At 51.6% G+C, this 21,175-nt stretch carries 21 protein-coding genes and 1 pseudogene; 6 read left to right on the forward strand and 16 right to left on the reverse strand.

Annotated features, from left to right (window positions below; all coding sequences use genetic code 11):
- Positions 1-273 precede the first annotated feature (273 nt).
- From VU18_RS15205 to VU18_RS15215, 3 genes are read right to left on the reverse strand one after another with little or no spacing between them, the layout of a single operon-like run.
- Positions 274-2,295, reverse strand: coding sequence for a molybdopterin-dependent oxidoreductase (locus VU18_RS15205; RefSeq protein WP_033024482.1), 2,022 nt, complete (start codon positions 2,293-2,295; stop codon positions 274-276).
- Positions 2,296-2,352: 57 nt separating this feature from the next.
- Positions 2,353-2,550, reverse strand: coding sequence for a DUF951 domain-containing protein (locus VU18_RS15210; RefSeq protein WP_011232948.1), 198 nt, complete (start codon positions 2,548-2,550; stop codon positions 2,353-2,355).
- Positions 2,551-2,562: 12 nt separating this feature from the next.
- Entirely contained in the window at positions 2,563-3,468 is a 906-nt protein-coding gene (locus tag VU18_RS15215) for a mechanosensitive ion channel family protein (protein ID WP_011232949.1), read from the reverse strand.
- Positions 3,469-3,654: 186 nt separating this feature from the next.
- On the opposite strand from VU18_RS15215, the gene yyaC reads away from it, so the two are divergent.
- Positions 3,655-4,278: a spore protease YyaC gene (yyaC, locus tag VU18_RS15220; protein ID WP_011232950.1), complete on the forward strand. Its 624-nt coding sequence runs from the start codon at positions 3,655-3,657 to the stop codon at positions 4,276-4,278.
- 72 nt (positions 4,279-4,350) lie between these two features.
- On the opposite strand, the gene VU18_RS15225 is transcribed toward yyaC, so the two are convergent.
- The 12 genes and pseudogenes from VU18_RS15225 to rpmH all read right to left on the reverse strand — a co-directional run bounded on the left by VU18_RS15225 (position 4,351) and on the right by rpmH (position 14,311).
- Positions 4,351-5,052, reverse strand: a complete 702-nt coding sequence (locus VU18_RS15225) for a DUF554 domain-containing protein (RefSeq protein ID WP_011232951.1) — start codon at positions 5,050-5,052, stop codon at positions 4,351-4,353.
- A 54-nt stretch (positions 5,053-5,106) separates the two neighbouring features.
- The coding region (locus VU18_RS20850) for a ParB/RepB/Spo0J family partition protein (protein WP_236687432.1) at positions 5,107-5,624 on the reverse strand (518 nt) is incomplete at its 5' end.
- A gap of 1 nt (position 5,625) precedes the next feature.
- A pseudogene (locus VU18_RS20855) lies at positions 5,626-5,976 on the reverse strand (ParB/RepB/Spo0J family partition protein); the annotation flags it as partial.
- Entirely contained in the window at positions 5,969-6,730 is a 762-nt protein-coding gene (locus tag VU18_RS15235; RefSeq protein ID WP_033024483.1) for a ParA family protein, read from the reverse strand. The gene VU18_RS15235 and the pseudogene VU18_RS20855, both read right to left, overlap by 8 nt.
- A gap of 125 nt (positions 6,731-6,855) precedes the next feature.
- Positions 6,856-7,701: a nucleoid occlusion protein gene (gene noc / locus VU18_RS15240; RefSeq protein ID WP_011232954.1), complete on the reverse strand. Its 846-nt coding sequence runs from the start codon at positions 7,699-7,701 to the stop codon at positions 6,856-6,858.
- Between the two features lie 159 nt (positions 7,702-7,860).
- Positions 7,861-8,577 (reverse strand): 16S rRNA (guanine(527)-N(7))-methyltransferase RsmG, encoded by a 717-nt coding sequence (gene rsmG / locus VU18_RS15245; protein WP_011232955.1) that lies wholly within the window; start codon positions 8,575-8,577, stop codon positions 7,861-7,863.
- A 23-nt stretch (positions 8,578-8,600) separates the two neighbouring features.
- Positions 8,601-10,490 (reverse strand): tRNA uridine-5-carboxymethylaminomethyl(34) synthesis enzyme MnmG, encoded by a 1,890-nt coding sequence (gene mnmG, locus VU18_RS15250; protein ID WP_011232956.1) that lies wholly within the window; start codon positions 10,488-10,490, stop codon positions 8,601-8,603.
- An 18-nt stretch (positions 10,491-10,508) separates the two neighbouring features.
- Entirely contained in the window at positions 10,509-11,897 is a 1,389-nt protein-coding gene (gene mnmE, locus VU18_RS15255) for a tRNA uridine-5-carboxymethylaminomethyl(34) synthesis GTPase MnmE (protein ID WP_011232957.1), read from the reverse strand.
- A gap of 344 nt (positions 11,898-12,241) precedes the next feature.
- A complete protein-coding gene (gene jag, locus VU18_RS15260) occupies positions 12,242-12,898 on the reverse strand; it encodes an RNA-binding cell elongation regulator Jag/EloR (RefSeq protein ID WP_011232958.1) in 657 nt (218 codons plus the stop codon).
- Complete coding sequence (gene spoIIIJ / locus VU18_RS15265; protein WP_011232959.1) at positions 12,895-13,659, reverse strand: YidC family membrane integrase SpoIIIJ; 765 nt, start codon at positions 13,657-13,659, stop codon at positions 12,895-12,897. Before spoIIIJ ends, jag begins: the two co-directional genes overlap by 4 nt.
- 72 nt (positions 13,660-13,731) lie before the next feature.
- On the reverse strand, positions 13,732-14,097 hold the full coding sequence (rnpA, locus tag VU18_RS15270; RefSeq protein WP_011232960.1) for a ribonuclease P protein component: 366 nt from the start codon (positions 14,095-14,097) through the stop codon (positions 13,732-13,734).
- Positions 14,098-14,176: 79 nt separating this feature from the next.
- Entirely contained in the window at positions 14,177-14,311 is a 135-nt protein-coding gene (gene rpmH / locus VU18_RS15275) for a 50S ribosomal protein L34 (protein WP_003253900.1), read from the reverse strand.
- A 478-nt stretch (positions 14,312-14,789) separates the two neighbouring features.
- On the opposite strand from rpmH, the gene dnaA reads away from it, so the two are divergent.
- The 5 genes from dnaA to gyrB all read left to right on the forward strand — a co-directional run bounded on the left by dnaA (position 14,790) and on the right by gyrB (position 20,969).
- Positions 14,790-16,142, forward strand: coding sequence for a chromosomal replication initiator protein DnaA (gene dnaA / locus VU18_RS15280; protein WP_011229517.1), 1,353 nt, complete (start codon positions 14,790-14,792; stop codon positions 16,140-16,142).
- Positions 16,143-16,314: 172 nt separating this feature from the next.
- Complete coding sequence (gene dnaN, locus VU18_RS15285) at positions 16,315-17,451, forward strand: DNA polymerase III subunit beta (protein ID WP_011229518.1); 1,137 nt, start codon at positions 16,315-16,317, stop codon at positions 17,449-17,451.
- Between the two features lie 188 nt (positions 17,452-17,639).
- Positions 17,640-17,870: a S4 domain-containing protein YaaA gene (yaaA, locus tag VU18_RS15290; protein WP_012820418.1), complete on the forward strand. Its 231-nt coding sequence runs from the start codon at positions 17,640-17,642 to the stop codon at positions 17,868-17,870.
- An 11-nt stretch (positions 17,871-17,881) separates the two neighbouring features.
- Complete coding sequence (recF, locus tag VU18_RS15295) at positions 17,882-19,000, forward strand: DNA replication/repair protein RecF (protein WP_011229520.1); 1,119 nt, start codon at positions 17,882-17,884, stop codon at positions 18,998-19,000.
- A 46-nt stretch (positions 19,001-19,046) separates the two neighbouring features.
- Positions 19,047-20,969 carry a DNA topoisomerase (ATP-hydrolyzing) subunit B gene (gyrB, locus tag VU18_RS15300; RefSeq protein WP_014194553.1) on the forward strand — a complete coding sequence of 641 codons (1,923 nt, stop codon included), beginning with the start codon at positions 19,047-19,049 and terminating at the stop codon, positions 20,967-20,969.
- Here gyrB and VU18_RS20860 read toward each other — a convergent pair.
- Positions 20,892-21,175 (reverse strand): hypothetical protein (locus VU18_RS20860; RefSeq protein WP_236687433.1); only part of this gene is annotated, 284 nt, incomplete at its 5' end. The genes gyrB and VU18_RS20860 overlap by 78 nt on opposite strands.

The following is a 21,175-nucleotide window of genomic DNA, read 5'->3' on the forward strand; positions in this document are numbered from 1 at the left end:
TCGGCAATCCGACGATTCCTGCTGTCAATCCCATTCGTTCCACTCCTCTTTCCCGTTCACATCTTTCCTCATTATATGGGCTGGCGCAGAAAATGACAAGCGAGCCGCAAGCGGGGAATGTTTCCTCTCCCACCCGCTTCAAAAAAGGCGGAAGTTTGCGCCCTTTTCCCAACACTTGGATGACAAAATCATCTTTTCGGATCAACAGCCTCAAACCGCATTTTGTCATCGACAATATCTTTTTTCTACTGATCCGAAGCAACTGTGAACCGCTTACTTTGCTTCCGACGTGACTTTTTCAATATTGACCAAACAGTCATACAGCGTGCTGCCGCAGCCGTTATCCGACTCCAAATCGGACGTGAGGACGTTGACCGGCCCGCCGAACACTCCCCATTGTCCTTCGTCAATGTTGATCGTGCCTGGATAGGCGCCATCAAGCACCTTGACCGTTCCCACGAGCGATCCACGGTCGTTGTAAACACGCGCCCGGTCGCCATCGGCAAGACCCTTTGCCGCAGCAACATCAGCCGCTACCTCAATGCGGACTGTCTGAAGCGCTGGGATGAGCGGATAATGTTGCGAATGATTCGAACGGAGCGGATGGATCGTCAACAGCCGATACGGATATTTGGCGGCTAGTGCCGGATTGGACTCCTCCGATTCGGCCGGATACATGATTTGCAGCCGGCCATCCATCCCTTTTTTCTTGGCGATGGTTGACGTAAATTCGTATTTTCCGCTTGGCGTTTGAAACCGGCGGTCGCGCCATGGCACCGGTTCGACAGGCAAAAGGACGCGGTGTTCTGTTTTCAATCGCTTCAGCGTAATGCCGTGATGCTCCAACGGCCGGAGCGCCATCGCAAGAAACTGCTCACGCGTATAGGCAAAATCATCCCCAAACCCGAGCCTTTTTGCCAGCTCCGTCCAAATCCACAAGTCCGGCTTCGCCTCACCCGGCGGGTCGACAAGCTTCGGCCCGTAGTTCAAATACGCATGGTACATCGATGAACAATAGACGTCTTCCTCTTCAAACGAAGCCGCTACTGGCAAAACATAATCAGCCATTGCAGCCGTATCGGTCATGAACTGCTCAAACACAACCACCGTTTCAACGGAAGCGAACGCTTTTTTCATCAAGTTCGTGTTCGGCACTTGAGCGAGCGGGTTGCCGCACGTGACGATCACCATGCCGATCGGAGGATCATTCGCCCGCAATATCTCTTCTCCCTGCTTCATCATCGTCCATGTGCGCGATGCCGTTTTCCGCTCTGGGAGCGTCAATGCGGCTTTATCAAAACACTCGCCCACCTGCAAGTTGCCAAAATTCGCCCCTCCACCCGGAATGCCAACGTTGCCGCTTGCGGCGACAAGGGCATCGATCCATCGGATTGTATTGCCGCCGTTCGCATAGCGTTGCATGCCAAGGCCAAGATACGTTGCGGTCGGCCGGTCCCCGTAAAGCCGGGCCAGCTCCGTCATTTGATCGCGGCTAACACCGGTATGCCGCTCAATCTCCGCCAACGAAATTGTCTGCAATAGTTGTTTGACATCATCAAACCCAATTGTGTGTTGCTTGATAAAGGCCCGGTCCTCCAACCCGAGTCGAAGCAGCTCTTTCATAATGCCCATCGCCAAAAAAGCGTCCATTCCCGGCTTGATGCATACGTACTGATCGGCGATGCGCGCCGTCGGGCCAAACAGCGGATCGATGACCACAATTGTCGCCCCGCGTTTTTTCGCGGCAAGCAACCGCTCGAATAAATGCATGTTCGTGCGGGCGACGTTTCGCCCCCAAATGACGATGTGGCGGCTGTTGTCGATATCTTCTGGCGCATGGCTGTAGGCGTTGCCAAAATCCCATGTCTGCGCCTCAATGCCCGCGCCCCAGCAAAGGCTGCCGATAAGCTCTGTTGCCCCACCATAACAATTAAAAAAACGGCGGTCCAGGTTTTTCAGCAGCCCGTTGTTGGCGTAATCATGGCTGTGAAGCACGGCTGTCGGCCCAAATTGTTCTTTCAACTTCCGCATTTTCCCGGCGATGTCATCAAGCGCCTCTTCCCAAGAAATGCGAACGAACTGCCCGCTTACTTTTTTCAACGGATAGAGAAGGCGTTCTTTGGCGTTTACCCGCTCTTTCAACATCCGCCCGCGTCCGCAAATGTTCCCTTTCGTGATGGGATGGTGTTCGTCGCCGTCAACCCGTACGACTTTCCCCTCGTTCACCGTCACCTTCAGCCCGCATACGTCCCAGCAGTTGAGCGGACATGATGTTACATGCGTCGTTTCCGTCATTTTCTCCCTTCCCCTTCGCAACAAAAGAGCATGGCCTCGCCACCATGATTCATTTGCTTATTCTTCATGCTTGACGAGCACTTTTTTCATTTTGCGGATAAACTCTTTGCGCGGCAACAAAACGCTATGGGCGCACCCTTCGCATTTAATGCGGATGTCAGCGCCCAAGCGAATCACTTTCCAACGATTCGTTCCACATGGGTGCGGCTTTTTCATTTCGACGATATCGTATAGGCCGAACTGTTTCTCTTCCATCGATCCACCTCCCTATGACAACGATTGCTCCCGTTGCGGCTTTGCCTCGGGCTGCTCTTGTTCGTCGCGGCGATGCAGCACAAGCCGTGGGTATGGGATTTCGATTCCCCGTTCGTCCAACAGCAGCTTTACTTCCTTGCGGATCGCCCGAGCGACCGCCAGATGGCGCATCGGCTTCGTTTCGCACGTGATGCGCAATATGACTTCCGAGCTGGCTAAATTTTGCACGCCAAGCAATTCCGGCGGGGCGACCATGTCTTCATACTTCGCCGGCAGCTGCGGAAGAAGCTCGCGGATGGCTTCCTCCGCCTCTTCAATGTCTTCTTCATAGGCGATGCTGACGTCAACGACAGCGAGGCTGTTGTGCAGTGAATAGTTCGTCACTTGAGTGATGCTGCCGTTTGGCAAAATGTGCACTTCCCCGGTCCAACTTTTAATTTTCGTCACCCGAAGCCCAATCGTTTCAACATACCCTTCAAAATTGCCAATGCGCACATAATCGCCGACCGCAAACTGGTCTTCAAAAATGATGAAAAATCCAGTGATGATGTCTTTCACTAAGCTTTGTGCGCCAAAACCCACGGCCAGCCCGACGACCCCAGCCCCGGCGAGCAGCGCTTTGACGGGAACGCCAAACGTATCTAAAATCATCAAGAGCGCAATAAAATATAGTACGTACGTAATGACGTTGTCGAGCAGCCGAACGAGCGTCGCCTCCCGCCGTTCGGAAATGCGGATCGGCGCCTTCTGTCGCACTTTGAACATGTTATGAACGGCAATTTTCAACACTTTCACCGCAATGGCGCATATGAGTAGGATAAGAACAATCTTCAGCGTCCCTTTTCCGATCTGGAGCCACAATTTCTCATCTATCAAAAATGCGAACAATCGGCTCATCGTTTTTTCCATCGTGTTCAACGTTGGCGACACCTCAATCTTTTTTCTTGTTCTGCGCTTTTATTTTAACAAGACCGGCCGCTGATTTGTAGCCCGATATCCCGTTATCGCGAAGAAAAGGCAAGAAAACGAACAATGAAATGTATATCATTCTTTTATTTTCCGTATACTGTTAATACTTTTGAAACGAAAGTAGGAGTGAAGCGAATGAGCATACCATCGATATTTTACTCATCCAAGGAGGAAAGGGACCGCGTGTTTTACGATGAGCAAGGGGCGGTGTCGTCGATCGCTTGGCGGGTCGCCTCACTGCTTCCCGACCCGCTCGCTCAGCCGGTCGCTATCGTTTGCATCGGCACAGACCGCTCGACCGGCGATTCGCTTGGACCGCTCGTCGGCACGATGCTCAAAGAGAAGCCGTTGGCTCGCTTCCACGTGTACGGAACACTCGAAGAACCAATCCATGCCGTTAATTTGGAAGAAAAGGTAGAAGCCATTCGACTCATTCATAACGATCCGTTCATGATCGCGGTCGATGCCTGCCTCGGGCGGCTGAAAAGCGTCGGCGCCATCACGATTGCCAAAGGACCCGTCCGCCCTGGGGCTGGGGTCAACAAACAGCTCCTTCCCGTCGGCGACGCCCATATTACTGGGGTTGTCAATGTCAGCGGGTTTATGGAGTTTTTCGTCCTGCAAAATACGCGCCTCCATCTTGTCATGAATATGGCGAAAACGATCGCCAATGGCATTTACGAAGCGGAGCGGTTCATCCTCCGAAAAGAGCGGCTCGCTGCCCCTCCGCTCTCAACAGACCGGCATTCATTATGGTAGGCAGCAAATCCCCCTCTTGGTCAGCTGTTCAAGGAGGGGATTTCTTTTCTGTCCGGCCAAAACAACCGGTCGTTAAACGAGTGAAAGAATGAAAACGGCGGCTGCCGTAATGAGAATGCTCGGCAGCAAATTGGCCACGCGAATGTTCGTCAAACCGAGCATATTGAGTCCAATGGCCATAATTAAAATGCCTCCGGTCGCCGTTGATTCGGCGATGAACGAATCGAGCACTTCCTTCGGCACAAACCGTTCGATTTGCGTCGCCAACAGCGCGATGCTCCCCTCATAAACAACGACCGGCAAGGCGGAGAAGATGACGCCGATGCCGAGCGTCGTCGTCAAAATGACACTGGCAAAGCCGTCTAAAATCGATTTCGTATACAAGACGCTATGGTCGCCGCGCAGCCCGCTGTCAAGCGCTCCGACGATGGCCATCGCCCCGATGACAAACAACAACGTTGCGCTGACAAACCCTTTAGCGATGCTTCCTTGCCCGTTTCCGCTCACTTTCACCTCGAGCCATTGACCGAGCCGGTTCAGCTTTTCCTCCCAGTTCCACCACTCCCCGAGAATGCCGCCGAAAACAAGGCTGAAAATAACAACGAGAAACTGTTCGCTTTTCATTCCCATTTGTATGCCAAGCAGCGCCACCGCAAGCCCAATCCCCCCCATCACCGTTTCCTTCACTCGCTCGGGGATGCGATGAAGCCATTTTCCAATCAACGCCCCGGCGATAATGCTCACTCCATTGACAATCGTTCCTAACAACACCATGATGTCCAACCCTCTCTTGCAAAAAAATAAACCGGCCTTGATCAAAGGGCCGACTTACTCGTCGAACCGCACATCGAGCAGTTCTAATATTCTCTCTAAATCTTCCGGAGAAAAAAACTCAATTTCAATTTTTCCTCTTTTCCTCGTTTGTTTAATCGTGACGTTCGTCCCGAATTTTTCGCGCAGCAACGATTCGCTTTCCCGAATAAACACGCTTTTTTCCGGCGGTTTCCGCTTCGATGTTTCACGTGAAACATTTTCGTTCGCTTGTTGGATCAGTTTTTCAAGCTGGCGGACGTTCAACCCTTCGCGAATCGTCCGTTCCACGATCGATTTCATTTTGCTTTTTTGTTTCAGCCCTAAAAGCGCGCGGCCATGTCCCATCGAAAGTGTGCCATCAATGAGCAGCTTTTGCACATCTGAAGGGAGGGACAACAAACGCAAATGATTAGCGATGTGCGGACGGCTCTTCCCAACACGGCTCGCGACTTCCTCCTGGGTTAAGTGCAGCTTGTCCATCAACATTTTGTACGCCATCGCTTCCTCGATCGGGTTCAAATCCTCGCGCTGCANGTTTTCAAGAAGGGCGAACTCCATCATTTGCTCATCAGTCAACTCGCGCACCACGACCGGCACTGACGGCAAATTCGCCTCTTTGGCCGCCCGATAGCGCCGTTCACCAACGACGATTTCAAATCCGTTCGGTACACGGCGGACGATGAGCGGCTGCAAAATGCCGTGCTGCAAAATCGATTGCTTCAACTCCTCAATCGCCTCAGGCTGAAACGTTTTCCGCGGCTGGTACGGGTTTGGATGAAGGTCGTGAATGCTTACTTCCCGCACCGTTTCCTCTTTCCCATTAAGTTCATTGAGAGAAAGGTTGTCAAACAGCGCACTGATGCCTTTGCCGAGACCTTTAGCCACGTTCAAGCACCTCCTTCGCCAGTTCCAAATACACTTCCGCCCCCCGCGATTTCACATCGTACAAAATGATCGGCTTGCCATGGCTTGGCGCCTCACTCAGCCGCACGTTTCGCGGGATGATCGTCTGGTACACCTTTTCGCGGAAATACTTTTTGACTTCTTGAATGACCTGCAAGCCTAGATTCGTCCTTGCATCAAGCATCGTCAACAGAACGCCTTCGAGGCGCAAATCATAGTTTAAGTGCCGCTGCACAAGCCGGATCGTGTTAAGCAGCTGGCTGAGCCCTTCTAACGCATAATATTCGCATTGGACAGGGATGAGCACAGAATTGGCCGCTGTCAACGCGTTGAGCGTCAGCAAGCCGAGCGAAGGAGGACAATCGATAATAATGAAGTCGTATTTGTCTTTCAGCGGCTCGATCGCGTTTCTCAGCCGGATTTCGCGGGAAATGACCGAGACGAGCTCAATTTCTGCGCCGGCGAGCTGGATCGTCGCTGGAATGGCGTATAAATTTTCGATGTCCGTCGGTCGAATGACATCTTTTGCTTTCATGTCGCCAATGATGACATTGTAAATGCATTCGTCCACATCGCCTCGCTCAATGCCGATGCCGCTCGTCGCATTTCCTTGCGGATCGGCGTCAACAAGCAGCACTTTTTTTCCAAGATGCGCCAAACATGCCGATAAATTGACCGCCGTCGTCGTTTTTCCAACTCCGCCTTTTTGGTTTGCAATAGCAATGACTTTTCCCACGATGCCACCTACCTCTATCTCTTCCTCAATCCATTTTATTTTAGCACGAAAACAGGAAAATGACTTTGTTTTCTGAAAGAAAAAACCCCATCAGCAGTGCTTGATGAGGCAAAAGGTGACTTTCGTTATTTTTTCGCGATTCGAATCGTAATTTGATAGTAGTCATCGAATTCTTCTTCTTCCGATTGAACGGACACCCCGCTGCTTTCGACCATGGAAAGCGACTGGCGGATCGTGTTGACGGCGATGCGCATATCGCGGCTGAACGCCTTTCGCTTCGGTTTTGGCTTCCGTTCCCCCGCCTCGAGCAGCTTTAACACCCGATCTTCCGTCTGCTTGACATTCAACTGTTTGTCGATGATTTCTTGCAGCAGTTTCAGCTGTTTTTCTTTATCTTTCAAGGCAATCAACGCGCGCGCATGACGTTCCGTAATCGCCCGTTGCAAGAGCGCCTCTTGCACCTCTTGCGGGAGTTTCAGCAGACGCAGCTTATTGGCGATCGTCGACTGTCCTTTGCCGAGCCGCTGAGCGAGCGCTTCTTGCGTCAAATCATGGAGCTCGATCAATTTGGCGTACGCCATCGCCTCTTCAATCGGCGTCAACTCTTCGCGCTGTAAGTTTTCAATGAGGGCGACGGAGGCGGTTTCTTTGTCATTTAAGTTTTTGATGATCGCGGGGATTTCCGTCCAGCCAAGCTTTTGCACCGCTCTCCATCTCCGCTCGCCGGCGATGATTTCAAACCGTCCGTTCCCGCATTCGCGGACGACGATCGGCTGGATGATGCCGTGCGTACGGATCGTCAGCGCCAACTCGTCGATCTTCTCTTCATCAAACATCGTGCGCGGCTGAAAGCGGTTCGGAATAATGCTTTTGACCGGAATGTGGCGAACTTCCTCCCGCTCTTGCTTTTCCTCCATTTCTTCCTGTTCTTTTTCTCCAAAGCTGAACAAGCGCGAAAATGGATGCTTCATCCCCCTACACCACCTTTGGACATACTTGGCCAAAATGTCTCTGTCTCGCCCGGCATACGCCGCCTTACGGTCGGTTTTTTGGCGCGGGACGAAGGCGGGGAGCGAAACAGCTTGTTTCTCTCTTTCAGCCGGCAAAGCCCTCCCCCGCCCGCAAAGACGCTACTGAATCGGTTGTTTGTTCGGCGTTCCCGGTTTGCGCGGGTATTGGTTCGGCGTTTTTCTCATTTTTTGGATGAAAATGATCGTTCGTTCGCCTTCGTCAAACGGCAACGTGAACGTTTCCGTCGCCGTCACTTCTCCGCCAAGCACAGAAATCGCCTTGTTTCCCTCTTTCAGCTCCTCGAGCGCCGAAGCAGCTTTCATCGCAATGAATGTCCCGCCCATTTTCACGAGCGGAAGGCAAAGTTCGACAAGCACTGGCATGCGCGCCACCGCTCTGGCCGTGACGACGTCAAATGATTCGCGCATCCCCTTTTGACGGGCGAACGTCTCAGCGCGTTCGTGGTAAAGCGCCACGTCCGCAAGCCCGAGCTCGGTGATCAGATGCTCTAAAAAACGGATGCGTTTTTGCAGCGAATCAACGATGGAAACGCGCAAATGCGGAAAACAAATTTTGAGCGGAAGGCTCGGAAATCCCGCCCCGGATCCGACGTCGCAAAGCGCAAGCGGCGCTGAAAAGTCGTAGTAAAAAGCCGGGGACACCGAGTCGAAAAAGTGCTTCACATAGACGCCGGGCTTGTCCGTAATAGCGGTCAAATTCATTTTCTCGTTCCACTCAACGAGCAGTTCGTAATAGCGCTCAAACTGCGCAAGCGCCCGGGAAGAGAGGAGAATTCCCCTCTCTTCGAGCATGGTTTGAAATTGTGTCGCCTCCATAAGCCAATCCTTTCCCTCATTGTTTATTCATTCGACACGCGCGCGATTCTTCCTTGTTCCAAATACACTAATAATATCGAAATATCGGCCGGATTGACGCCGGAAATGCGCGACGCCTGGGCGATCGAAAGCGGGCGCACTTGTTTGAGCTTTTGCCGCGCCTCGGTTGCAAGCCCTTGGATGGCGTCGTAATCGATATCTTCCGGGATTTTTTTGTTTTCCATTTTTTTGAGCCGTTCGACTTCTTGCAACGATTTTTGGATGTAGCCCTCGTACTTGATTTGAATTTCGACTTGCTCAGCCACTTCCGGAGCGATCTCCTCGTCAGCCGGCGCCAGTTTTCGGATGTGCTCGTACGTCATCTCCGGGCGTCGGAGCAAATCGGCGGCGCGAATGCCGTCTTTCAGCTCGCTTCCACCCGCTTCACGGATGACTTCCTGCACTTTTGGCGTCGGTTTGATGATCACCGTTTGCAGCCGCTTTTTCTCTCGTTCGATCGCCTCTTTTTTCGCCAAAAATTTTTGATACCGCTCTTCGGAAATGAGACCGATCCGATAGCCGAGCTCGGTCAGGCGCAAATCGGCGTTGTCATGGCGAAGCAAAAGCCGGTACTCGGCACGCGACGTCAGCAGGCGGTACGGCTCATTCGTCCCTTTCGTCACCAAGTCGTCGATTAAAACGCCGATATAGGCATCAGAACGGCTTAAAATGATTTCTTCGCGGCCGAGCGCACGGTGGGCGGCGTTAATGCCGGCCATAATGCCTTGGCCTGCCGCTTCTTCATAGCCGGACGTGCCGTTGATTTGCCCTGCGGTATACAAGTTTTTCACAAGCTTCGTCTCGAGCGTCGGCCATAGCTGCGTCGGCACGATGGCATCATACTCGATCGCATAGCCAGCCCGCATGAGCTGCGCCTTCTCAAGTCCCGGGATCGTCTCGAGCAGCTTGCGCTGGATATGTTCCGGCAAACTTGTTGACAACCCTTGCACGTACACTTCTTCTGTTTCCCGCCCTTCCGGCTCGAGGAAAATTTGATGGCGCGGCTTATCGTGGAACCGGACGACTTTATCCTCGATCGATGGGCAATAGCGCGGCCCGGTTCCTTTGATCATGCCGGAGTACATCGGCGACAAGTGCAAGTTTTCATCGATGATGCGGTGTGTTTCCTCCGTCGTGTACGTCAGCCAGCACGGCAGCTGATCAGTGATGTATTTTGTCGTCTCGTACGAAAACGCGCGCGGCTCCTTGTCTCCCGGCTGAATTTCCGTTTTGCTGTAGTCGATCGTCCGGCTGTTGACGCGCGGCGGCGTGCCCGTTTTGAAGCGAACAAGCTCAAACCCAAGCTCTTCTAAATGCTCGGACAGCTTAATCGACGGTTGCTGGTTGTTCGGGCCGCTCGAATATTTAATGTCTCCGATGATGATTTCCCCGCGCAAAAACGTCCCGGTCGTAATGACGACCGCCTTGGCGTAATAATGCGCCCCCGTGTGAGTGATGACACCTTTGCAAACGCCGTCTTCGACGATCAGCCGCTCGACTTTTCCTTGCAGAAGCGTCAAATTCTCTTGATTTTCGAGTGTTTTTTTCATTTCCCGCTGGTACAGCACTTTATCGGCTTGCGCCCGAAGCGCGCGGACGGCTGGCCCTTTGCCGGTGTTTAGCATCCGCATTTGAATGTATGTTTTGTCAATGTTTTTTGCCATTTCCCCGCCGAGAGCGTCGATTTCGCGCACGACGATTCCTTTCGCCGGGCCGCCGATCGACGGGTTGCACGGCATGAACGCGATCATATCGAGGTTGAGCGTAATGACAAGCGTCTTCGCCCCGATGCGCGCCGAAGCTAATGCCGCTTCGCAGCCGGCATGGCCAGCGCCAACGACAATGACGTCATACGTTCCTCCATGGTAATCCATATGGCATTTCCTCCTCGCTTATTTTCCTAAACAAAACTGAGCAAACAGCTGATCAATCAAGCTTTCATGGACCGTATCACCAATGATTTCGCCAAGCAACTCCCATGCCCGGCGCAAATCGATTTGGACGAGATCAACCGGCATGCCGGCGTCAATGCCGGCCAAGGCATCCTCGATCGCTGTTTTCGCCTGCTCGAGCAAGGCGATATGGCGAGAGTTTGAAACGTACGTCAAATCGCCGGCTTCCAGCTCACCCCCAAAAAACAGGTCAGCAATCGCCTTCTCCAGTTCATCAATTCCTTGTTCATGCAACAGGGATGTCCCCACGACCGGCCGGCCGGCCGCCAGCTCCTTGACCCGCTCCATATCGATCCGCCGGGGCAAATCGGTTTTATTCACAATGACGATGGCGTCCATTCCCTCGATCATGGCAAACAGCCGCTCGTCCTCTTCCGTCAGCGGTTCATGATAATTCAAAACGAGCAAAATTAAGTCGGCCCGCTTCAACATTTGCTGCGAGCGCTCGACGCCGATCCGTTCGACGACATCTTCGGTTTCGCGGATGCCAGCCGTATCGATCAAGCGAAGCGGTACGCCCCGGACGTTGACATATTCCTCGATGACGTCGCGCGTCGTCCCCGGAATATCGGTGACGATCGCCCGATTTTCATGGGCGAGCGCATTCAAAAGCGACGATTTGCCGACGTTCGGCCGCCCGATGATGACCGTTGCCAGCCCTTCGCGCAATATTTTTCCTTGCGCGGCGGTCGACAGCAGCTTTTCAATTTGCCCGCGCACATATTCCGCCTTTTCCCGCAAAAGGCGCGGCGTCATTTCTTCGACATCATCGTATTCCGGATAATCGATATTGACTTCAACATGTGCCAGCGTCTCCAAAATCGTCTGCCGCAACTCGCGAATCAATTTTGACAGGCGCCCTTCCATTTGCTGTAGGGCGACGTTCATCGCCCGGTCGGTTTTGGCGCGGATCAGGTCGATGACTGCCTCAGCTTGAGATAAATCGATGCGCCCATTTAAAAACGCCCGCTTCGTAAACTCCCCCGGCTCGGCGAGCCGCGCCCCGTTTGCCAGCACGAGCTGCAGCACCCGATTGACGGAAACAAACCCGCCATGGCAGTTGATCTCGACCACGTCCTCGCGCGTAAACGTCTTCGGTGCGCGCATAACTGATACCATTACTTCTTCAACGACCCGTCCGCTTTTCGGATCGATGATATGCCCGTAGTGGATCGTGTGTGATGGAACGTCTTTGAGCCGCTTTCCGCTCGGGCTGCGGAAAAGCCGGTCAGCGATCTCAACCGCTTGATCTCCGCTCAACCGAACGATGGCAATCGCCCCTTCGCCCATCGGCGTCGAAATGGCGGCGATCGTATCAAATTCCGTCAAAGCTGTTCACCTCTCTTTGCTCCGCTTTCTCTATATCCACAGCCCGTTTTGGCCGCTTTTTTTCCTTGTGCATATTCACTTAGTTCAATTTTAACTTATCCACATGTGAATAACAATACGGCGCGCTCAACGCGGTTGTTGAAAAATATAAGCGGCGGCCGTCAAAAAAAAAGTTGGTGGAAACTAGTGATTGCTTCACAATCATCTGGACGGATAGGCAAAAAAGACCGTTGCTGCGCTGTTTCCCCATTTGAAGAAGCTCTTGCTGGAGCGTTCCCCCATTTCCATCGCCAATCTTCCAGGCGGCGCCAATACCGTAAAAAAAGAGGCCGCCTCTCTACAGTTTAGCGAGGCGCCTCTTTTTTCGGCGACATTTTGCCTGTTTTCGGAGCGACGACAATCGAACGGTGCGGATCAACGCCAACGGAATAGGTCAAGACGTGCTTGTTGTCAGCCAGCGCTGCATGGATGATCTTCCGTTCATGCGCCGGCAACGGCTCCAACCTTACTTCTTTTCCCGTCTTCACCGCCCGGGCGGCCAGCTTGTGCGCCAGTTCGATCAGCGCCTTTTCCCTTCGTTCGCGGTAATTTTCGACATCGACGGCAATCGACACGTATTCGTCAGCATGGCGGTTGGCGACGAGCTGCGCCAAAAACTGAAGAGCGTTTAACGTTTGCCCGTGCTTGCCGATCAATAGACCGACCGGCCCCCCGTGCACATGAAGCGTCACCTGCTTGCCGCGGCGGACGGCTTCGATGCTTGCCCCTTCCGCCCCCATTTGCGCGATGACTTGCTGCAAAAAGCGAACCGTCTCCTCAACCGGGTCGATTTTCAGCACGGCTTTCACAACCGCCGGCCGGCCGCCAAACAAGCCAAACCAACCTCTTTTCCCTTCATCGAGCACAACAATAACCGCACGCTCTCGAGGCACGCCAAGCTGCGCGAGCGCCAACTGCACCGCCTCTTCGACTGTCCGGGCAGTCGCGGTCACTTCTTTCACTTTTTCGCTCCTCCTGAATGGGCGGCAATCTCCGGCCCTTTAATGAGATACGTTTGCACAATGGAGAAAATATTTCCGACGACCCAGTAAAGCGACAAAGCAGCTGGGAAGTTGATCGCGAAAATGACGATCATAATCGGCATCATCCAAAGCATCATCGCCATTTGTGGATTTTGCTGAGCGGAGCCGGCCATCATGATTTTCTGCTGGATGAACGTCGTCACGCCGGCAATGACCGGCAAAATGTAGTACGGGTCTTTTTCGCCAAGGTCAAACCATAAAAAATTATGTTGGGCAATTTCTCTCGTCCGCATGATGGCATGGTAAAATCCAATTAAAATCGGCATCTGGATCAAAATCGGGAAGCAGCCGGCCATTGGGTTGACGCCGTGCTTTTGGAATAAGAGCATCATCTCTTGCTGGAGCTTTTGTTGAGTTTGCGCGTCTTTTGAGCTGTATTTTTTGCGGAGCGCTTCAATTTCCGGCTGAAGCGCTTGCATCGCCTTCGCGTTGCGCGTCTGTTGAATCATCAGCGGCAAAATCAATAAGCGGATCAAAATGGTGACGACAATGATGGACAACCCAAAGCTTCCGCCGAGCAGCCCGGCGACATATTTGATCAGCCAAGAAAGCGGATAAACGATATACTCGTTCCAAAACCCCTTGCTTTCCGGGGTGATCGGTTTGTGAATTTCCGTGCATCCGGCCAGCACAGCCGCTAACGCACCGAACAAAATGATGAATCTGATTCGCCTTTTCACCTTCTTTTTCCTCCCACATATACAAGTTCACGTATGTATTTTACCATTTTTTTTGCCGCGTGGAGCATTTTTTCAAGCCGAATGCGACGGTTGGCCTCCTTTTTTCAGCCCTCCGGATTTCCGGAGCACATGGATTAAACTTTTTTTTACTTCCGCATAATTCATCTCCGCCACCGGCTGCCTAGCGATAACGACATAGTCTTTGCCAGGGGCAATCTCCTCTTTCAATTCGAGGAAGCATTGGCGGATGTAGCGCTTGATTCGATTTCGGACGACAGCCTTGCCAAGTTTTTTGCTGACAGACAGCCCGATGCGAAAATAAGGCTGCTCCGGGCGGTCAAGCGTGTAGATGACAAACTGGCGGTTGGCCGTTGAAGCGCCCCTCTGAAACACTTCCTGGAACTCTTCGTTTTTCTTGATCCGATACTTTTTTTTCATTCTCCCCAAACACTCCATTTGCCTAATTTCCCGGCGGCAAAATATTGAGAAAAAAGACCACTGAAACTTCAGTGGCCTATTATGCAGACAAAACTTTTCTTCCTTTGCGGCGGCGGCGCGCCAACACTTTTCTGCCGTTTCTCGTGCTCATGCGCGCGCGGAATCCGTGCACTTTGCTTCGTTTCCGTCTATTCGGTTGATACGTCCGTTTCATCTATGACACCTCCCTAGGGAATAACAGTTACGGGCAGTCTTTCTCATTATATTGAACAATCTTAGCAAATGTCAACCGCCTCTTCGTTTTTCCAACTCTGATCAGCGCTGTGGATAAATTTTTTCTCCCTATCAACAATCCACAACATTTATCGACATTTTTTTCACATGTTCAATGGTGTGGATAATGATTTTTTCACATCCCGTCCATTTTGTGGATAATCAAAAAAATCCCGTTGCAACAAGCCGCTTTATTTGCTATTATTATTGTGTTTTCACTATGGATAATTATGTGGATAAGAGGAGTCTATCCACATTTTGTGGATAGATTGTGGATAGTTTTTTCACAACGCGTTAATAATGTTACCCACAGATGGTGGATTTTGTCGAAAAGCTTCTTTATTTCCTTAATATGCTTTTTCCACAAACTTATTTTTTTAAACAAACGATCATCCTCTGACTTAAGGGAGGGGCAACGGGTGGAAAATATCCATGACTTATGGGATCGCGTGCTCGCGGAGATTGAACAAAAAATCAGCAAGCCGAGCTTTGAAACTTGGCTCAAGTCAACAAAAGCCCACTCTTTACGAGGTGACACGCTCGTCATCGTAGCCCCGAACGAGTTTGCTAGAGATTGGCTTGATTCTCGCTACTCTCATTTGATTGCGGAAACGATCTACACCATCACGGGCGAAGAATTGGCCGTCAAGTTTATCATTCCGCCAAATCAGGATGATGAAGAACTAGAGTTCCAGTCATCTAAGAAAAAGCAACGGAAACCGTATGAAGAGACAAACGATTTCCCACAAAGCATGTTAAATCCGAAATACACGTTCGATACGTTTGTCATCGGCTCCGGCAACCGGTTCGCCCATGCCGCTTCACTGGCGGTCGCTGAGGCTCCGGCCAAAGCATACAACCCCTTGTTTATCTATGGCGGCGTCGGACTTGGAAAAACACACTTAATGCACGCGATCGGCCATTACGTGATTGAACATAACCCATCGGCGAAAGTGGTCTATTTATCTTCAGAGAAATTTACGAATGAGTTTATTAACGCCATCCGAGACAACCGCCCTGACGACTTTCGCAACAAGTATCGGAACGTTGACGTCCTACTGATCGATGATATTCAGTTTTTGGCCGGAAAAGAACAAACGCAAGAAGAATTTTTCCATACGTTTAATACGCTGCACGAGGAGAGCAAGCAAATCGTCATCTCAAGCGATCGACCGCCGAAAGAAATCCCAACACTCGAAGACCGCTTGCGTTCGCGCTTTGAGTGGGGGCTCATCACCGACATTACGCCGCCTGATTTGGAGACGCGGATCGCTATCCTCCGCAAAAAGGCGAAGGCGGAGGGGTTTGACATTCCAAACGAGGTAATGCTTTATATCGCCAATCAAATTGACTCGAACATCCGCGAGCTTGAGGGCGCTCTCATTCGCGTCGTCGCTTATTCGTCGCTCATCAACAAAGAGATCACCGCTGACTTGGCAGCAGAGGCATTGAAAGACATCATCCCGAGCGCAAAGCCGAAGGTAATCACGATTCAAGACATTCAGCGCGTTGTTGGACAGCATTTCAACATCAAGATGGAAGATTTTAAAGCGAAAAAGCGAACAAAATCGGTCGCGTTCCCTCGGCAAATTGCCATGTATCTCTCCCGCGAACTGACCGACTGTTCGTTGCCGAAAATCGGCGATGAATTTGGGGGACGCGATCATACAACCGTCATCCACGCCCATGAAAAAATATCAAAGCTTTTGCAAACCGATACGCAGCTGCAAAGGCATATACAAGAGATTCAAGAAAAGCTGAAGCAACTGTGAACAACTGTCTCGGTTTTATGCACAGCTTATCCACATGTGGACAGGCTGTGCTTGCTTCGCTTTTTTTGTTTATCCACATACTAACAAGCCATACGACTAGTACTACGGTTTTTGTTTTTATATTTTTATAATTTATTTCCGACGATCTAAAGAAACGGGGAGGAACAGCAACGTGAACATTTCCATTGACCGCGAAGCGTTGGCCAAGAGCGTCCAAGACGTGATGAAAGCCGTATCGACAAGAACGACGATTCCGATTTTGACCGGAATCAAACTAACAGCAACCGCCTCGGGAGTAACGCTGACCGGAAGCGATTCCGACATTTCAATTGAATCGTTTATTCCGCTTGAAAAAGAAGGCAAGTTGCTCGTTGACGTGAAAAGACCGGGGAGCATCGTACTGCAGGCGCGCTTTTTCTCTGAAATCGTGAAAAAACTGCCGCAACAAACGGTGGAAATCGAAACGGAAGACAACTTTTTGACGATCATCCGCTCGGGGCACTCAGAATTCCGCCTCAATGGGCTAAACGCCGACGAATATCCGCGCCTGCCGCAAATTGAAGAAGAAAACGTGTTTCAAATCCCGGCTGATTTATTGAAAACCGTGATTCGGCAAACGGTGTTCGCCGTTTCTACATCGGAAACGCGCCCAATCTTGACAGGTGTCAACTGGAAAGTTGAACATGGCGAGCTTGTCTGCACAGCGACCGACAGTCATCGCTTAGCCATGCGCAAAGTGAAAATTGAGTCGGAAAATGAAGTATCATACAACGTCGTCATCCCTGGAAAAAGTCTTAATGAGCTCAGCAAAATTTTGGATGACGGCAACCACCCGGTGGACATCGTCATGACAGCCAATCAAGTGCTATTTAAGGCCGAGCACCTTCTCTTCTTTTCCCGGCTGCTTGACGGCAACTATCCGGAGACGGCCCGCTTGATTCCAACAGAAAGCAAAACGACCATGATCGTCAATACAAAAGAGTTTCTGCAGGCAATCGACCGAGCGTCCTTGCTTGCTCGAGAAGGAAGGAACAACGTTGTGAAACTAACGACGCTTCCTGGAGGAATGCTCGAAATTTCTTCGATTTCTCCGGAGATCGGGAAAGTGACGGAGCAGCTGCAAACGGAGTCTCTTGAAGGGGAAGAGTTGAACATTTCGTTCAGCGCGAAATATATGATGGACGCGTTGCGGGCGCTTGATGGAACAGACATTCAAATCAGCTTCACTGGGGCCATGCGGCCGTTCCTGTTGCGCCCGCTTCATACCGATTCGATGCTTCAGCTCATTTTGCCGGTGAGAACATATTGACCCACCGCCCTCCTATTGGCGAAAACCATTCAGCTTCAAGGGCAAAAGCCGCCCGACAACGCTGCTTTTTCTCAAGTCCGATGAGAAGGCGGGCAACATCTATGCCCATCCTTCCCATCGGCTTTCTTTGCGAGTGGGCGGATTTTTCGGTAAAATAAAAGAATAGGCAGTTTGAAGGAAAGCGAGCGATGACACGGATGGAACAACGGGTGACGATTACAACGGAAACGATTACGCTGGGGCAGCTTTTGAAACTTGTGCGATTGATCGATACTGGCGGTGCGGCCAAATGGTTTTTGCAGGAACATCACGTGCTTGTCAATGGAGAACGGGAAAACCGGCGCGGGCGAAAGCTGAGAGACGGCGACCGGATCGACATTGAACCGTTTGGCACGTTCGTCGTCGTAAAAGCGGAGTAGGTGAAGGTTCGGTGTTTTTGACCAACTTAACGTTGACGAATTACCGGAATTATGAGTATGAAACGCTGAATTTTGGTGAGGGCGTGAACGTCATCTTAGGAGAAAATGCCCAAGGAAAGACGAACATGATGGAGGCCATTTATGTTTTGGCTATGGCGAAGTCGCACCGCACGTCCAACGATAAAGACCTTATCCGTTGGAATGAAGAGTATGCTAAAATAGAAGGAAGAGCGGAAAAACGAAGCGGGTCGTTAACGCTTGAGTTGCTTATTTCAAAAAAAGGAAAAAAAGCAAGATGCAACCATATTGAACAGCAGCGGCTCAGCCAATACGTCGGCCATTTGAATGTCGTCATGTTTGCTCCCGAAGACTTGAATTTAGTCAAGGGAAGTCCGCAAGTGCGGCGCCGATTTGTCGATATGGAAATCGGGCAAGTGTCGCCTGTGTATATACATGATTTGAGCCAATACCAAAAGCTGCTGCAACAACGCAATCATTACTTAAAAATGATGCAGGCGCGCGAGCGGAGCGATGAGGCGGTTCTTGATGTGTTAACTGAGCAGCTTGTATTGCTGGCGGCCAAAATTACGCTGCGGCGCCGCCAGTTTTTGTCGCTGCTTGAGCAATGGGCGATGCCAATCCACTATGAAATCAGCCGCGGCGCCGAACAGCTTTGCATCCGATACGAACCGTCGGTCGACGTATCAGAAAAGGCGGAATTGTCGAGAATAGTAGAAGCATACAGTGAAACGTTCGCCGCCATGAGGGAACGGGAAGTTCAGCGGGGAACAACGCTGGTCGGCCCGCATCGTGATGACATCGCGTTTTTCGTGAATGGAAAAAACGTGCAAACTTTCGGTTCCCAGGGGCAACAACGTACAACCGCGCTAGCGGTCAAGCTGGCAGAACTTGAGCTCATCTTTTCCGAGTTAGGCGATTACCCCATTTTATTGCTGGATGATGTGTTGTCAGAACTTGATGACTTTCGGCAAACCCACCTCCTTGATGCCATCCGGAAAAAAGTGCAAACTTTTGTCACAACAACAAGCATTGACGGCATTAAGCACGATATCATTCAAGAAGCGGCTATTTATCGAGTCCATTCTGGTTCGGTAACCGCTCCTTCTTGACCGCGAGACCGTTGAACGTTTGCAAAGAAAGCGTAGGTGATCAGGCATGACAATGGAACAACGGGTTGAGCAGACGTACGATGCAAGCCAAATCCAAGTGCTTGAAGGCCTTGAAGCGGTCCGCAAGCGCCCGGGGATGTACATCGGCTCGACGGGGCCGAAAGGACTGCACCATCTCGTTTGGGAAATCGTCGACAACAGCATCGACGAGGCGTTGGCGGGCTATTGCACAAACATCGATGTGACGATCGGCAAAGACAACAGCATCACCGTCGCCGACAACGGGCGTGGCATTCCGGTTGACATTCACGAGGCGACCGGGCGTCCCGCCGTCGAAGTCATTATGACCGTCCTTCATGCCGGTGGGAAATTTGGCGGAGGGGGCTATAAAGTGTCCGGCGGCTTGCACGGCGTTGGCGCTTCGGTCGTCAACGCCTTATCGGAATGGCTCGAAGTTTACGTCTATCGGGATGGAAAAATCCATTACCAGCGGTACGAGCGCGGAGAACCGTGCACCGACTTGCAAGTCATCGGCGAGACAGACCGGACCGGAACGACGACCCGTTTTAAGCCGGACCCGGAAATTTTCACTGAGACGACCGAATTTGACTATGAAACGCTGGCCACTCGGTTGCGTGAGCTCGCCTTTCTAAATCGCGGCTTAAAAATCACGCTGACGGACGAACGGGTTGACAGCCGAAAAAACGAATATGTTTACGAAGGCGGCATTCGTTCATACGTCCGTCATTTGAACCGAACACGAGAAGTGCTGCACGAAGAGCCAATTTATATCGCTGGCGAGCGTGACGGCATTGCCGTAGAAATCGCCTTGCAGTACAACGACGGCTATACGAGCAATATTTATTCGTTTGTCAACAACATTCATACGCATGAAGGCGGCACACATGAATCTGGCTTTAAAATGGCGCTGACGCGCATTATCAATGATTACGCTCGCAAGCAGCAAATTTTTAAAGAAAACGACACGAATTTGACTGGCGAAGATGTGCGCGAAGGGCTGACGGCCATCGTGTCGATCAAGCATCCATCGCCGCAGTTTGAAGGGCAAACGAAAACGAAGCTCGGCAACAGCGATGCGCGCACGGTGACCGACGCTGTCTTTTCCGAACAATTTGAAACGTTTTTGCTTGAAAATCCGACGATTGCCCGAAAAATCGTCGAAAAAGGCATGATGGCGGCGCGGGCGCGGCTGGCGGCGAAAAAAGCGCGCGAACTGACGCGGCGCAAAAGTGCGCTTGAAATTTCCAATTTGCCGGGCAAACTGGCTGACTGTTCGTCAAGAGACCCGTCGATCAGCGAGCTGTATGTCGTCGAGGGCGATTCGGCCGGCGGCTCCGCGAAACAAGGGCGCGACCGCCATTTCCAAGCGATTTTGCCGCTGCGCGGGAAAATCCTTAACGTGGAAAAAGCGCGCTTGGACAAAATTTTGTCGAACAATGAGGTGCGGGCGATTATTACCGCCCTTGGCACGGGCATTGGCGAAGAGTTTGACATCTCAAAGGCGCGTTACCATAAGGTCATCATCATGACCGACGCCGATGTTGACGGGGCCCATATTCGCACGCTTCTTTTAACATTTTTTTACCGTTATATGCGGGAATTGATTGAACACGGCTACATTTATATCGCTCAGCCGCCGCTGTATAAAATCGAGCAGGGAAAACAGGTGCGTTACGCTTACAACGACCGCCAGCTTGAGAAAATCCTTGCCGAGCTGCCGGACCAGCCAAAACCGACGATTCAACGCTATAAAGGATTGGGCGAAATGAATCCGGAGCAACTTTGGGAAACGACGATGAATCCGGAAACGAGAACGTTGCTGCAAGTGAGCTTGCAAGACGCCATTGACGCAGATGAAACGTTTGAAATTTTAATGGGCGATAAAGTTGAGCCGCGCCGCCAGTTCATCGAAGAAAATGCCCGTTATGTGAAAAACTTGGACATTTAGGATAAAAAAAGAGGGAATCAGCCGCCCTCCTCGCTTCACCTTGCCGACGGGGACACCCGGCGCGCGAGCGAAGCGGCGCCCGCCGTCCGTCCGCGTCCGCCTGGCCGGGCGGTCCGGACTGGAGGAGGTTTCAAAGGGAGGTTTGAACGAATGGCAGAACACGAACAACCGCGCATCCGCGAAGTGAACATCAGCCAGGAAATGCG

Origin of the sequence: Geobacillus sp. ZGt-1, from assembly GCF_001026865.1 — a bacterium.
Taxonomy (GTDB): Bacteria; Bacillota; Bacilli; order Bacillales; family Anoxybacillaceae; genus Geobacillus; species Geobacillus thermoleovorans.

Excerpts from the sequence above, each read along its gene's own strand:
- VU18_RS15205 (WP_033024482.1), bottom strand. The coding sequence starts at position 2,295 with ATGACGGAAACGACGCATGTAACATCATGTCCGCTCAACTGCTGGGAC.
- VU18_RS15210 (WP_011232948.1), bottom strand. The coding sequence starts at position 2,550 with ATGGAAGAGAAACAGTTCGGCCTATACGATATCGTCGAAATGAAAAAG.
- yyaC (WP_011232950.1), top strand. The coding sequence starts at position 3,655 with ATGAGCATACCATCGATATTTTACTCATCCAAGGAGGAAAGGGACCGC.
- VU18_RS15225 (WP_011232951.1), bottom strand. The coding sequence starts at position 5,052 with ATGGTGTTGTTAGGAACGATTGTCAATGGAGTGAGCATTATCGCCGGG.
- noc (WP_011232954.1), bottom strand. The coding sequence starts at position 7,701 with ATGAAGCATCCATTTTCGCGCTTGTTCAGCTTTGGAGAAAAAGAACAG.
- rsmG (WP_011232955.1), bottom strand. The coding sequence starts at position 8,577 with ATGGAGGCGACACAATTTCAAACCATGCTCGAAGAGAGGGGAATTCTC.
- mnmG (WP_011232956.1), bottom strand. The coding sequence starts at position 10,490 with ATGGATTACCATGGAGGAACGTATGACGTCATTGTCGTTGGCGCTGGC.
- rnpA (WP_011232960.1), bottom strand. The coding sequence starts at position 14,097 with ATGAAAAAAAAGTATCGGATCAAGAAAAACGAAGAGTTCCAGGAAGTG.
- rpmH (WP_003253900.1), bottom strand. The coding sequence starts at position 14,311 with ATGAAACGGACGTATCAACCGAATAGACGGAAACGAAGCAAAGTGCAC.
- yaaA (WP_012820418.1), top strand. The coding sequence starts at position 17,640 with ATGACACGGATGGAACAACGGGTGACGATTACAACGGAAACGATTACG.
- gyrB (WP_014194553.1), top strand. The coding sequence starts at position 19,047 with ATGACAATGGAACAACGGGTTGAGCAGACGTACGATGCAAGCCAAATC.